This is a genomic window from Cupriavidus necator, assembly GCF_013141915.1.
GTDB classification, from domain to species: domain Bacteria; phylum Pseudomonadota; class Gammaproteobacteria; order Burkholderiales; family Burkholderiaceae; genus Cupriavidus; species Cupriavidus necator_B.
The window spans coordinates 145,013-156,823 of the sequence record NZ_SROX01000016.1 but is presented as its reverse complement, the minus strand read 5'-3'; the positions used below and the strand labels follow the sequence as shown (position 1 = coordinate 156,823).

The following is an 11,811-nucleotide window of genomic DNA, read 5'->3' as shown; positions in this document are numbered from 1 at the left end:
GGAACCCCTCCAGCGTCCATCACCGTTCTTGCTCAAATCCCCACGCTTTCGGCATCACGAAAGCTGCTTATGCACACACAGGCTCGTGATGCGCAATGCGGTTCCGGGATTGATAGATCGCCTCCAAATGGCGGGCGACCTCGGCCGGCTAATAGTCTTGTACGGAAAGACGCGTTTTAGCGCGGGCCTCCAGAGCGTCTGTTCGTAATCCGGCGAGAACAAGCGCTTCCAGAAATACATGGTGAGTTGCGCGACCACTTGCCCCATCGGAACTTGAATCGCGGCCTGCCGGGCTTTGACGAGGGCGTCATAAGGAAGAGCTGAAGGAGCCACACCACCGCGCTTCCTGAAGGCGATGGCGTCCAACGCGCGCTTCTGTTCCTGTGTGTGCTTCGCGTAGGCAGCTTGCCGGGCGCTCTTCTCAGCGCTGATGATCTTCTCGCGTTCCTCCCCGCCCCATGCAAACGGTGCGGGCGGGTTTCGCAGCCAATCCGCCGTACCGAAATGTTCGGTGAGCCGGTCACAGACGGCATTGCGCAGCGCGATCTCCACGACGGCGGTGACGGTCATCAGGGCGGCGGCCAGCCGCAGCATCTCCTGATGCAGCGCAATCGCGCCGCGGTTCGAACCTGCAAGGCGCTCGAACGTGCTGAGGCGCTCGCTGGACAGCAATGCTGCCACCGCAGCCAGTTCTTCGTCGTTGAGATGGTCCATTGACTTAGCGGCCCAAATTCCGTATATTAGGAAGCGAAAAGTCGGGATCAGTGTTGGCAGCCGCCTGCAAGGGTGGGCGGACCCCCGACTTCCTGCTTTGGGGGCGCTCTGCGGAGCGCCCTTTTCATTTGTGGCGCCCACGCGACCCCTAGCCCGCACGTGTGTCGCCAGGGAGGCGACTGAAGGGCCACATCCCTCAAGGGAGTTACCAGTTTCGTGAGATCACGCCACGAAAACCGCGCATGAATAGCTCAAGGCGCGGCCGCTGGCGCTTAGCGAAGCCAGAGTCTATCAGCTGGTCGCCCCAGTCCCCGGCTAGCTCATCGAGAATTGGCGCCGAGACTGACTCGCTCCATGACGAGCGCCCGACCGGGGTCCAGTTGTTCCCGCCCGTACTCAACCCCTGCTCGAGCGCCCCGTCCTCGTGCACATCCGTGTAGGCCAATGACGCGAGAATCTCGAAGCGGGCGAAGCACGGTTCGATGTCGGGTAGCACGCCCATAAAGGCCGGAGCCCACGCGCCCAGCGCCGTCAGGATGCGGTCGCTCGATGGTGTCTTGTGATTCTCCTTTCCGGGGAGATGCTTGAAATACTCCGCGCCTGCCCAAGCGAACCCGAACAGACGGTCGACCGTCCGGCGGCGGCCATGATGGTCGCGTTCCAACTCCGCCGTCAGAAACCGATGCAAGGTTTGCCACCGACCGGCCCTGGTGAGCCCAAGACCGTATGCTGCGAACATGAGCACCGCGGGATAGCTGCGGATCTCAAGATAGGGCAGATAGCCGGATTGAACTTCCCGGGCCTTCGCGTCCAAGGCGCGAAGGGCGTCCAGCACCAGCTCCAACTCCTCACCGTTTCCCCAACGCCCGAGCACGCCAGCAACGGTCGCCAGGCCCTCCATTACCGCCTCGTAGGTTTCAACGTACCGGCAAAACACATCCTTTTGATAGTCGCCTGCGGGTGGATTAGCACGGTGCTCATCCAGTGCGGCGGCTACTCTCGCGAGCTGGTCGCGCACCAGATCTTCCAATGGGATACGGAACTCCGACTTGGCCACGTAGCGCCGCGCACTTGCCACGGCCAACGCGACGCTGGCCGGATCCGGCGACTGGCTCTGCGCCAATGTTTCCACCGAGCGCTGCACGCCTTCCAGGAAGCCATCGGCATCGTCGATCGGAATCGTGACGCCCCGCCGATGATCCAGCAACTCCTGGCCGCGGGGCCGAAGCCGTCCGCCCTTTGCCGCCCAAAAGAGCGGGTACCGGCGGTTGGGGGACCGCAGGATAGCCGCGCGCAGCGCGTGATCCCACTCGCCGGACCAGCCGCACACGATCAATCCGTAGTCGTCGAAGACGCGATCGAGCAGCTGGTCGTATTCGGGGGGGTAGCCCGCCAGTTCGGCGTCGGTATTGAGGATGCGTGCATCCTTGTAGTCGCCGTGCAGCTTGACGAGGTAGCAGCCGGCATGCGACATCGGCACCGAGCCGGCCAGCCCGTCCACTGAAGCGACAACGACCGGCTCGACTCCTTCGTCGCGAAGCGCGTTCTCCATCAGCCGGTCGAAGTTCGTGGTCAGGATGACCTTGATAAAGCCGTCGCGGACCAGGCGTGCGATGGCGCGATGCGCCCGTGTCGGCAGCTTCTTACCGGCGTCCCGCTCCTCCGGCGTGGGCTCGATGTAGCGATCCAGGATGGCCCGTCGCTCGGCCGCGGTGTCAGCCAGTTGCCCCAGCAATCGCGAGTAATTCGGCTCGCCGCCAAACTTGGTTGCATACCAGCGCGCCCAATCCGGCTGCTCCGGCTCCCCTTGCATCAGTGCGACACGGCGCACCAAGTCTAGCGTGATTTCCCAGCCGGTTGGGATCGCGGCGGCGCGAGAGATGCCCGAGCCCAGCAGCACGGCGTGAACGCCGGGGTTCTCGTATAAGGAGAAGGCGAGCTTAGTGGTGGGGTCGATCTTCATGGCTGTCGGCTCGTGAGGGGCGAATTGGCGCCGATTCTAAGGGAAAAGCAAGGCGCCACCTCGAATGCTGCGCTTTTCTTGTTCTTGATAACTACGCTTATCACGAATATCAGGGTATACCTTGGTTGTCAGCGCCCCGGTGGTTGTGCGCAGAACTCATAGCGCCTCACTACAGAGCCTCCGAAAGTGCTCGTTTATACTCACGCATGGCCTACGACCTTACCGACAAGCTTGTTATCGGGATTTCATCTCGCGCGCTGTTCAACCTAGAGTTGGAGAATCGCCTGTTTCAAGAAGAAGGCGTGCTGGCTTACGCCGCTCACCAGCGCTGTCATGAGAACGAGCCACTTCGTCCAGGCACTGCATTTCCCCTTGTTCGCGCCTTGCTGGAGCTGAACAGCACCATTCCCGGGCGGCGACTGGTAGAGGTGGTGGTGATCTCGCGGAATTCGCCGGATACTGGCTTGCGCGCGTTCAATGCCATCGAGACGCACGGGCTCGATATCACGCGGGCGGCGTTCACCGGTGGGGCACCAATCGCGCCCTACTTGCAAGCTTTCAAGGTCGACTTGTTTCTGTCTCGCGACGCCGCGGATGTTCAAGCAGCGGTGGACGGAGGGGTCGCGGCCGCGCAGCTCTACGATGCGCCACCGGCCTATCAAGCCCCGGAGAAACAGATCCGCATCGCCTTCGATGGCGACGCCGTCTTGTTCTCCCCGGAGTCTGAGCGCATTTTTAAGACCGAGGGGTTGAACGCATTCATCGAGCACGAACGGCGCAATCGTCACGAAGCAATGGCGGAAGGGCCTTTCGCCAAGTTGCTGCTCCGCTTGGCAGAGATCCAGCAACATTTCCCGCCAGGGCGCTCACCTGTGAGGATCGCCATCGTGACCGCCCGCAACAGCCCGGCCCATACACGGGTTATCCATACGCTCCGCGCTTGGAACGTATCGATCGACGAAGCGTTTTTTCTTGGAGGACTTCCGAAAGATATGGTCCTACAAGCCTTCGGCGCCCATATGTTCTTCGATGACCAAGAATCGCACGTGGAGCGCGCTGCCGGCTTGGTTCCCGCCGGGCTTGTACCGTACAAAGGCGGTCAACTTCTGCCCGCTACACAAGCCGCGATCCCCGCTCCGACGGAAAGCTGATAGCGTTTCTCTACGATTTCTGTCGATTGTTCCCCCTGTCGGCCCACGCGTGGTGCACGCACCCGATTGGCCAAGGAGGAAAAGCGGGTCCGCTGCGGCGCTGTACCGCCGCCCTTGGCTGCTATGGGGAACACACCGCTATCGCGATAAGGATACTTATCTCAATAGCGTCGCTATTGGCAGCGGGATCCGGCACATGGCCTAACAGTATGCCGATCTTGCTGGCATCAGCACGTGCCTCGCAGCTCGCCATGGGGGACCGGCCTCCCTAAGCTCGTGGCTGGCGCCGCGGGAAGGTCAGAATAAAGCGGGTGAGACCGCCTGACGACTCAGCCGAGATTCCACCGCGGTGCGCCACCATGATGGCTTGCGTGATCGACAAGCCAAGCCCCACGCTGTCCGAATCAGCGCGCGCCCTGGACTTGTCGGCCCGAAAGAACCGGTCGAACAACGACGGCAACAGCTCGGGATCGATCCCCTCGCCCTGGTTCTCGACCACGATGGTGGCGCCGCCGTCTTGCTCGCATGCCTTGATCACAATCGCTTTGCCGCTGGGCGTATACCGCAGTGCGTTCGACAGCAGATTGCTCAGTGCGCGGCGCAACATCAGGCGATCGCCCACGATGCTGGCGTCGCCCTGCAGGCGCAGCTGCACACCCTTGTCCTCGGCCAAGGCGTCGTAGAAATCAAACAGCGCGCGGGCCTCGTCGCCGACATGGATCGACTCCTCGTTGGGCAGCGTGATGCCGTGCTCCATCTTGGCCAAGTAAAGCATATCGGACACCATGCGGCCAAGGCGCAGCAGCTCCTCGGCGTTGGAGGCCAACACGTCGCGGTACTTGGCGGCCTCGCGCGGCTGCGACAACACGACATGGGTCTGGGTCATCAGGTTGGTGATCGGCGTGCGCAATTCGTGAGCCAGGTCGGACGAGAATTCGGACAATCGCCGGAAATCGTCCTGCAAGCGCTCGAGCATGGCATTCAGCGTCGCCGCCAGATCGGCCATCTCCACCGGCACGGTCTCCACGGGCATGCGGGCGTCAAGGTGATTCGACGTGACACCCTTGGCGCGAGAGGCCATCGTTCGCAACGGCGCCAGACCGCGCCTGGCTGCCCACCAGCCGAACAAGCCGCTGGCGAGCACCGCCAACGTGGTATAGAAGGCCAGCGAGCGACGAAACGCGTGCATAAAGTGGGCATGGATTTCGGTGTCCATGCCGACCATCACCGCCAAGGGCACCGACTCGCCGGGCACTGTCGCGTGCGCGCGCATACCTCGGTATTCCTTGTCTCCCTGCTGCCAGCTCAAGGTCGTCTCATCCGGTCCAAGCCGGCCAATAACGTTGAGCATGGCGCCAAAATCGAACCCATTGGTGCGGTAAATGACGTCACCTTTCGCGGTGCTCACATGGGCGACAAAACCGGGGTGATGTTCCACCATTTCCGCAAGACGGCTCGGCAGGTGCGTGCTGGATTGCTCCTGAGCGATCTTTTGAATCAGACGAACGTTGTCCCCAAGCACCACATAATCTTCGTCGGCAAAATGCCGGTCCATGGAAAGCCAGATCAGTATTCCGAGGCCAAGTAGCACCAATGCCGACGTCAGAGAAAACAACAACGTCAGCCGCATGGTCAGCGACATACGGCGCTTCATTCTTGCCCCTCGGGCGCTTCCAGCACGTACCCCATGCCTCGCACCGTCTGAATCAGCTTGGCGTCGAAGTCGTCGTCGATCTTGGCTCGCAAGCGGCGAATCGCAACGTCGATCACATTGCTGTCGCTGTCGAAGTTCATATCCCACACCTGGGACGCAATCAACGAGCGGGGCAGAACTTCTCCCCGCCTGCGGGCGAGCAGTTCGAGCAGCGCAAACTCCTTGCTGGTCAGCGCTATCCGGCGACCTCCGCGCGAAGCGCGACGTCGACTAAGATCAAGCACCAGGTCGCCCACCTGAATGCGGTCCAGCCCCATCTGCACAGTGCCGCGGCGCAGCAGCGTCCGGACGCGAGCCAACAGTTCGGAGAATGCAAATGGCTTTACCAGGTAATCGTCCGCGCCGAGCTCCAGTCCCTTGACCCGATCAGCGACGCTGTCGCGGGCAGTAAGGAACAAGACCGGAACCGCGCTCTCGGCCGCGCGCAGGCTCAGCAGAATTCTCCAGCCATCGAGGTCCGGCAGCATGACGTCGAGAATAATCAGATCGTAAGACTCGTTGAGCGCCAGGTGTTGTCCATCAAGCCCGTTGCCAACCAGGTCGACAACGAATCCGGCCTCGGTCAATCCCTGGCGCAGGTACTGGCCTGTCTTGGATTCGTCCTCTACGACGAGCAGTTTCATGTTCGAGCTTCCTTTTTCCGATTGTATGGCTGCGCTTGGGTCAGCCCATGGCGAGTCTACGCAGCCCTGCTCCGAGTGGCCCGGACATTACCGGAATGTAATGTTCAGGTAAGTTGTCGGTAGCCTCGTCCTCGTTACTCTCTCTTTGCCGCTGTCCGATGCGGCCATTCAAGCAAAAAGGACTATTTCATGGGACGTGATCGACAGTCTGGCATTGTGCTGGCCAACCTACCGCGCCGCCGCTTCGTGCAGGGTCTGGCTGCGGGGGGTGTGATGGCAGGATTGTCCGGTCTTGGGGGCATCGCGTGGGCCCAAGCATCAGACAAGCCGCGCTCGTACCGCCAAACGGGCTGAAGCGCAGCAACACAAGCCACAGAAGCCGGACGACTCCAAGGCGATGTTGCGCCACCATGACGCCATGATGCAAAAGTGTCGCGAAATGATGGATCAGACCAAGTAACCCAGCCGCTCTCCGGTGCGCTGCGTGCGCGCGGTCGCCGGAGCGATCTCCGGGCGGGCATCAACTAGGCGGCCACCGCCCTTATCCGGCGCACTACGCGGCCGCCGGTCCAGCAACAACTTAGCCCGCCCATCATGCGCTTATGCATCAACAGCATGCCTACCACAGCCAGGATGGCAATCACGCAGATGATTGTGCACACAACTCGCACGGAGGCGGCTCTTCCGATGGACCCGCGATGGGTGGCACGCCGCAGCCGCCGGCACGAATGAGCGACTTCGTCAACGGTGACGGCGCAACGAATCGACGCTAGGGATGTCTTCGCCATGCTCGACCGGACGCTGAGACGGCATCCCGTCGCCGCTGGTGGCGGCCGGAAGAACCGACGCGTTTAATGACAGCGACGTTGCAGTCCTGTAGTCCGCGCGGGCTTTCGCGTGACCGTAGAGAGCCAAAAAGTTAGCGTCATGGCCGTTCTGCCGTTGGCAGCCGATCGTGCTACGCCATGGCGCGGCATGCCTGCGCACAACGCCGGCACGCTTGAGCGCATTCCTGGCAATGCTGAGCCGCATGTCGCTCGCACTCGGCACCGCATGCTTCGCAAGCGGTCGCGCAAAGGTTGCACAGATCCTTGGCGAAGCGACTTCCCCGCGCCATATAGGCGCTGGCCATCCGGCACATTGCGGCGCAATCGAGATCCAGGCGAATGCACTCGGCCATCTCGTGTACGTTCGGCTCACTTAGACACGAGGCGGCGCAGTGCTCGCATGCCACTGCGCAAGCATTGCACTCGTCGATACAGTGTTGAAAATTCTGATGCGGCATGGTCGGCTCCTTGAAGTGATGACGCCACGTCGGCGCCGCTATCGTCACAGCAATATTTGGACCGGCCGCACCGCGAGGCCGCAGCGCTCGCACGTTTTGCCCTCCCTTTGCTCGCGACGGTGCTATGACCGCGCTCATTTCCGCTTAAAGATTGAGGCCAAATTACAAGGCGAGGAATATCTTTCAGGAATAAGCTTGCGCGTTGATTACAGCCCGGTAATGTCGTGGCCTGCCGGCACTTCGAGTTTATGGCGACTTAGTATTTCGCTGGTCATGCGCGGATGACTCCGTTTGATTCGCTTCCTTGGGAGGGGCGATGCCAACATTGCTCGGGCTGACCAGTTCGTCCCGCACACGCGCCTCTTCTCGCGTTGCCTTCGCCGACGAGCGTTCTCCCGCGCGATGCCCGGCGCTCAATTTGAGACCAGCATTCACGCGCGGGCTATCCAATCACGGCACGCGCTTTGCTATCTGCTTTGCTATCTGTTGGGCTGCCAGTGCCGCCGCGCCACCAAGGGACGGCGCCCGGCGCACGCAAGCACCATGGCGTTGACCCGCGATGTCGGGAAGTCCTGGACGCCTGCGCCGATAACCTGTGCCGCCATGAAACTCGGTACAAGGAGGCATGATGGGCTCGATCTCCATCTGGGCGGCCACGCGCCCGCGTCGGCCTCGACCGGCCCTTGAGGGCGACCTGCGCGTCGACGTGGTGATCGTCGGTGCCGGCATCACGGGCCTGACCGCCGCCCTGCTGCTCGCAAAGACCGCCCGGTCGGTGGCGGCGATCGAAGCCCGTGCCGTAGGCGCGGGTGATAGCGGCGGCTCCACCGGTAACCTGTATCAGACCGTCACCGGTGGCCTCGAAACGCTGGCGGCTAAGTGCGAAGCGGACACCGCCCGCGCCGTCGTAGCGTCTCGCGGGGAAGCGATCGCCTGGATCGAGCAGCAAGCGCAGGCGATGGGGCCGAGCAGCGGCTTCCGCCGCTGCCCGATGTACCAGTATCCGCTAAGCCCGGATGCCGAGCCGACCATACTGGGGGAGCTGAAGGCATTGCGCGCAGCAGGTCTGGACGCGCAGTTGGCCTCTGAGATGCCCCCCGGCTTGCCCGCCGCAAAGGGCGCGGTGCTTCTGCTTTCGGCACAAGCGCAGTTCCATCCGATCGGCTATCTGCACGCCTTGGCCCTGCAAGCCGAACACGCCGGCGCCCGCCTCTTCGAAAACTCCCCTGCCCTCGAGCTGGACCTGGAAGTCGGCGTCGTTCGCACACGGACCGGTACCGCCTTCGGCCACCATATTGTGCTGGCCACCCATTCCCCGCTGGGTTTTCACTTGGTGCAAGCCGGCATGGCTGTGCGCCGCGAATATGGTTTGGCCTTCCACGAACAAGCCGTTCCGGCTGGCATCTTCTGGGCGCAGGCCCATCCCAGGCTATCGGTCCGCGGATTGGAGGCAAACGGCAAGCATTACTTGCTTTGCATCGGTGAACACCACGAAACGGGAAGGCATGATGCAGCCGCGGCACTCGCTCAACTTGAACGGGCCGCGCAGGAATACCTGGCTGTCGGTTCACCCGTTCAGCGCTGGTCGGCACAACACTTTCATTCTCCGGACGGCCTTCCCTACATCGGCCGGGACGAGTCAGGGGCTTTCATCGCCACTGGTTTCTCCACCGACGGGCTGGTGTACGGCACAGTCGCGGCCCACATCATTACTGATCAGATCATCGGCGCGCAGAGCCGTTGGAGTTCGCTGTACCTGGGGTCGCTTCAGAAAACGGAAAATATTGCACGCTAAGCCAGTCGGCACGGACGTCGGCTACCGAGCGGCAAAGGCCTGACCTATTTGGTGTGCCCGCTTGACTTCGTCGCTTTGCAAGTAAATCGAGGTGGTGGCCACCGACGCGTGGCGTAGGTTATCGCGCACGGTGGTCAGTTCCGCGCCGCGAGCGAGGGCGTGTGTAGCGTGGGTATGCCGCGTCCAGTGGGGACTGGCTCGGCGCAGCTTTTCGGCGAGTGTCGGGTGGTCGCCGGCGATGATGTCCGCGGCCTGGCCAAAGAAGCGCCGCATTACCATCCACAGCCGGGTGCCGGTGATGTTAGTGACGCTGTCCTGCTCCAGGCTGGCGATCAAGGGTGTCCTGGGGTCCCAACGGGCTGGTGTCACCGGCAGTCCGCGCTGTACAAGATGCTGATCGAGTGCGGTTCGCGCAAGTGGCGGTAGCGCCACCTTTCCCGGGCGCCCACCTTTGCCGACCAGGTGCAGCCAGCGGTCGTTGCGCTCGTCAGTGCGGATATCGCCCAGCGTCGCGCCAACCAGTTCGCTGGCCCGCAGGCCGGTCGCGTAGGCAAAATCGAGAATGAAGCGCAAGCGCTGCGCTGCGGGCACGTCCCACCCGTACGACCATTCCAGGCCATCGGCAATGGTGCGCACCAGCAGCCATTCGCCCTCAGTAAAGCCACGTGTGGTATCGAGTGGCGCGACCCGCGTGCGGCCGCGGACTTTGATGCCGGCAAACGGGTTGGCCAATACATAGCGCTGCTCGATCAGCCATCGGAACATGGCGCCCAGCACCGTGAGGGCGTAGGCCGTCGAACGTGCCGATAGCCCCCGTGCGAAGGGGCGCCAGTCGGGCGCGCTGCGTGCCCGCGGTGGCCCGATCCAGCGCTCACGCGGAGTTGGTCGCCGCAGGAACCCGCGGTAGGCGATGGCGTCCTCGGTCGTAAGCGACGACAGCGCCCGACCGCGCTCGATAATCGCCCACAGGATCAGGCGTTCCGCCTCCTTGCGATAGGCGCGCTGCGTGGTCTGGGTTTCGTGCAGGGCGAGCCAGGCCTGCACGGCTTCGTAGTCGTTCGATGCGTCGAGCGTGCAGGCCTGTCGCGGTGCCCGGAAGCTGCCTCGCGAGCCGTCCACCTCGTCGGGCAGTTTCAGCCGCTCCCACGGGACCACCTCGCCTGGCGGCGCGCCGACGATCAGGGCACGCGCACGCTCCGTCAACCGCGGATGGGCGTGGAAGAAGGCCTCGATGTGCCGCGCGCTCGCTTGCCCCAGCCCCGGGATCGCGCCCCACCAGCGGCGCCGGCGCGGCACGCGCACGGTCAGGTCCGCCAGTGTGGAAATGCCGTGGGCTCGCAATGCGCGCACGGCCCGCGGTGCCAGCCACAGTTCAATGTCGTCGGTGACCTGTGGCTGCGGCGCAGGCAGAGCACGCAGAACCCTGATGGCCTGGCCATCGGCGAGGCCATCGGGATTGCGGGGACGCTATGCGTCGATTCACCTACAAACTTGGGCGCCAGCGGCCGTCAGCATTTTCGTTAAGTTGCTGAGGTGCGTTGGCCGTAGCGAGCGCAGACAGTTGTGACACAGCCGCAACAGCCCTACCGCGGCGGGGAGGGCTGGCAATCGCAGTGATGATAGTGTGGAACTTGCGGCAGACTGAGACCGCTAACCAACACTCCAGGGAGACCTTTCTTGAAACGGATCACCATCATTCTCACGGCCGTTCTGGCCTGTGCGTCGGGCGGCGTGTGGGCGCATAGTGGTGGGACTGACAGCCAAGGCTGCCATATGGACCACAAGACCGGCATTCGTCACTGCCACTGAAGTCAAGCAGTATTGCGGCGTCCGCCGACATCGCGGACGCCAGCGGCTTAAGGTCTTGAGTAGTTTGCTCGGCCTCAAAAAAGCGAAGCGGGGCTTCCCTTCTTGCGCCGGTCTCCGTCCTTGCCTGACCGCGCCACCCTTGCGGTTACTTCCACCTTCGTAGCACACGTTGAAACACCAGACTGTTCGGCAGCTGCAGCACCACCTCTTGTCCTTCGACTGTTGTTTCCAGTAAGGTGGTATAGACGAGATTTACGTCGAGCACACGGCCCTTAATTCCCGGCTTTTCCCCGTTCTCAAGAAGCTCCACAACATCCCCAATGCGGAACGCACCGGTGACGTATATCAGGAGCGCGCAGAACAGGTTCGAGAGTACACTCCACGCGGCGAAAAACGCGACCGCCCCGACAGTGGCAAATCCCGTGAATGCGGTCCACAGGACGGTTCCAGACACGCCCATTCGCTCCAGAGCCCAGAGCGTGGCAGCTACGTACACGATGGTCGCGACCACACGCAAAGACAGCGCCGCAACTTTTCCTGGCAGAGAATATGTATTGGTCAGCTTTCTAAGCAACCGCCGCGCGATGCGCACTGCTAACCATGCGCCAGCCGCAATCAGCACGACCTCGATAGCGGGAACAAGAATGTCGAACCAATCTGCCAGCCACTGCGGCAAGCTTTCGTGTATAGCTTGAAGAAGTTTGTTCATCGAAATAGAGATACAGCCACAGCACCGTACTGTGGCACAGATACCAAT

The 11,811-nt window shown here is 62.4% G+C and carries 10 protein-coding genes and 2 pseudogenes; 4 read left to right on the top strand and 8 right to left on the bottom strand.

The features are described 5' to 3' along the window. Nucleotides 1-54: 54 nt before the first annotated feature. A complete protein-coding gene (locus tag E5S69_RS24720; protein ID WP_174077602.1) occupies nucleotides 55-714 on the bottom strand; it encodes a hypothetical protein in 660 nt (219 codons plus the stop codon). Between the two features lie 205 nt (nucleotides 715-919). Next, nucleotides 920-2,677, bottom strand: a complete 1,758-nt coding sequence (locus tag E5S69_RS24715; protein WP_115737189.1) for an SIR2 family protein — start codon at nucleotides 2,675-2,677, stop codon at nucleotides 920-922. Nucleotides 2,678-2,883: 206 nt separating this feature from the next. On the opposite strand from E5S69_RS24715, the gene E5S69_RS24710 reads away from it, so the two are divergent. Then, the gene (locus E5S69_RS24710; protein WP_115737190.1) at nucleotides 2,884-3,828 is read left to right on the top strand and encodes a 5'-nucleotidase; all 945 of its coding nucleotides are present in this window, start codon (nucleotides 2,884-2,886) and stop codon (nucleotides 3,826-3,828) included. 268 nt (nucleotides 3,829-4,096) lie between these two features. Here the strand turns inward: E5S69_RS24710 and E5S69_RS24705 are convergent, their stop codons facing one another. Then, nucleotides 4,097-5,482 (bottom strand): heavy metal sensor histidine kinase, encoded by a 1,386-nt coding sequence (locus E5S69_RS24705; protein ID WP_012435767.1) that lies wholly within the window; start codon nucleotides 5,480-5,482, stop codon nucleotides 4,097-4,099. Next, complete coding sequence (locus E5S69_RS24700; protein ID WP_012435768.1) at nucleotides 5,479-6,165, bottom strand: heavy metal response regulator transcription factor; 687 nt, start codon at nucleotides 6,163-6,165, stop codon at nucleotides 5,479-5,481. The genes E5S69_RS24705 and E5S69_RS24700 overlap by 4 nt, the downstream gene beginning before the upstream one ends. Before the next feature lie 189 nt (nucleotides 6,166-6,354). On the opposite strand from E5S69_RS24700, the pseudogene E5S69_RS24695 reads away from it, so the two are divergent. Continuing rightward, nucleotides 6,355-6,480: pseudogene (locus E5S69_RS24695) on the top strand (twin-arginine translocation signal domain-containing protein); the annotation flags it as partial. A 426-nt stretch (nucleotides 6,481-6,906) separates the two neighbouring features. Here E5S69_RS24695 and E5S69_RS24690 read toward each other — a convergent pair. Both E5S69_RS24690 and E5S69_RS24685 read right to left on the bottom strand, forming a co-directional pair. Continuing rightward, complete coding sequence (locus tag E5S69_RS24690; protein ID WP_162491053.1) at nucleotides 6,907-7,197, bottom strand: hypothetical protein; 291 nt, start codon at nucleotides 7,195-7,197, stop codon at nucleotides 6,907-6,909. After that, entirely contained in the window at nucleotides 7,124-7,450 is a 327-nt protein-coding gene (locus E5S69_RS24685; RefSeq protein WP_012435770.1) for a four-helix bundle copper-binding protein, read from the bottom strand. Before E5S69_RS24685 ends, E5S69_RS24690 begins: the two co-directional genes overlap by 74 nt. A gap of 625 nt (nucleotides 7,451-8,075) precedes the next feature. Between E5S69_RS24685 and E5S69_RS24680 the strand changes: the two genes are divergently transcribed. Continuing rightward, nucleotides 8,076-9,245, top strand: coding sequence for an NAD(P)/FAD-dependent oxidoreductase (locus E5S69_RS24680; protein ID WP_103519529.1), 1,170 nt, complete (start codon nucleotides 8,076-8,078; stop codon nucleotides 9,243-9,245). A gap of 21 nt (nucleotides 9,246-9,266) precedes the next feature. Here the strand turns inward: E5S69_RS24680 and E5S69_RS24675 are convergent. Next, a pseudogene (locus E5S69_RS24675) lies at nucleotides 9,267-10,679 on the bottom strand (phage integrase family protein); the annotation flags it as partial. A 297-nt stretch (nucleotides 10,680-10,976) separates the two neighbouring features. On the opposite strand from E5S69_RS24675, the gene E5S69_RS33015 reads away from it, so the two are divergent. Further along, the gene (locus E5S69_RS33015) at nucleotides 10,977-11,054 is read left to right on the top strand and encodes a YHYH domain-containing protein (RefSeq protein ID WP_223819874.1); all 78 of its coding nucleotides are present in this window, start codon (nucleotides 10,977-10,979) and stop codon (nucleotides 11,052-11,054) included. A gap of 145 nt (nucleotides 11,055-11,199) precedes the next feature. On the opposite strand, the gene E5S69_RS24665 is transcribed toward E5S69_RS33015, so the two are convergent. After that, on the bottom strand, nucleotides 11,200-11,763 hold the full coding sequence (locus E5S69_RS24665) for a mechanosensitive ion channel family protein (RefSeq protein WP_012435773.1): 564 nt from the start codon (nucleotides 11,761-11,763) through the stop codon (nucleotides 11,200-11,202). Nucleotides 11,764-11,811 lie beyond the last annotated feature (48 nt).

Coding starts and splice junctions, on each gene's coding strand:
- E5S69_RS24720 (WP_174077602.1), bottom strand. CDS start 714: ATGGACCATCTCAACGACGAAGAACTGGCTGCGGTGGCAGCATTGCTG.
- E5S69_RS24715 (WP_115737189.1), bottom strand. CDS start 2,677: ATGAAGATCGACCCCACCACTAAGCTCGCCTTCTCCTTATACGAGAAC.
- E5S69_RS24710 (WP_115737190.1), top strand. CDS start 2,884: ATGGCCTACGACCTTACCGACAAGCTTGTTATCGGGATTTCATCTCGC.
- E5S69_RS24705 (WP_012435767.1), bottom strand. CDS start 5,482: ATGAAGCGCCGTATGTCGCTGACCATGCGGCTGACGTTGTTGTTTTCT.
- E5S69_RS24700 (WP_012435768.1), bottom strand. CDS start 6,165: ATGAAACTGCTCGTCGTAGAGGACGAATCCAAGACAGGCCAGTACCTG.
- E5S69_RS24690 (WP_162491053.1), bottom strand. CDS start 7,197: ATGCGGCTCAGCATTGCCAGGAATGCGCTCAAGCGTGCCGGCGTTGTG.
- E5S69_RS24685 (WP_012435770.1), bottom strand. CDS start 7,450: ATGCCGCATCAGAATTTTCAACACTGTATCGACGAGTGCAATGCTTGC.
- E5S69_RS24680 (WP_103519529.1), top strand. CDS start 8,076: ATGATGGGCTCGATCTCCATCTGGGCGGCCACGCGCCCGCGTCGGCCT.
- E5S69_RS24665 (WP_012435773.1), bottom strand. CDS start 11,763: ATGAACAAACTTCTTCAAGCTATACACGAAAGCTTGCCGCAGTGGCTG.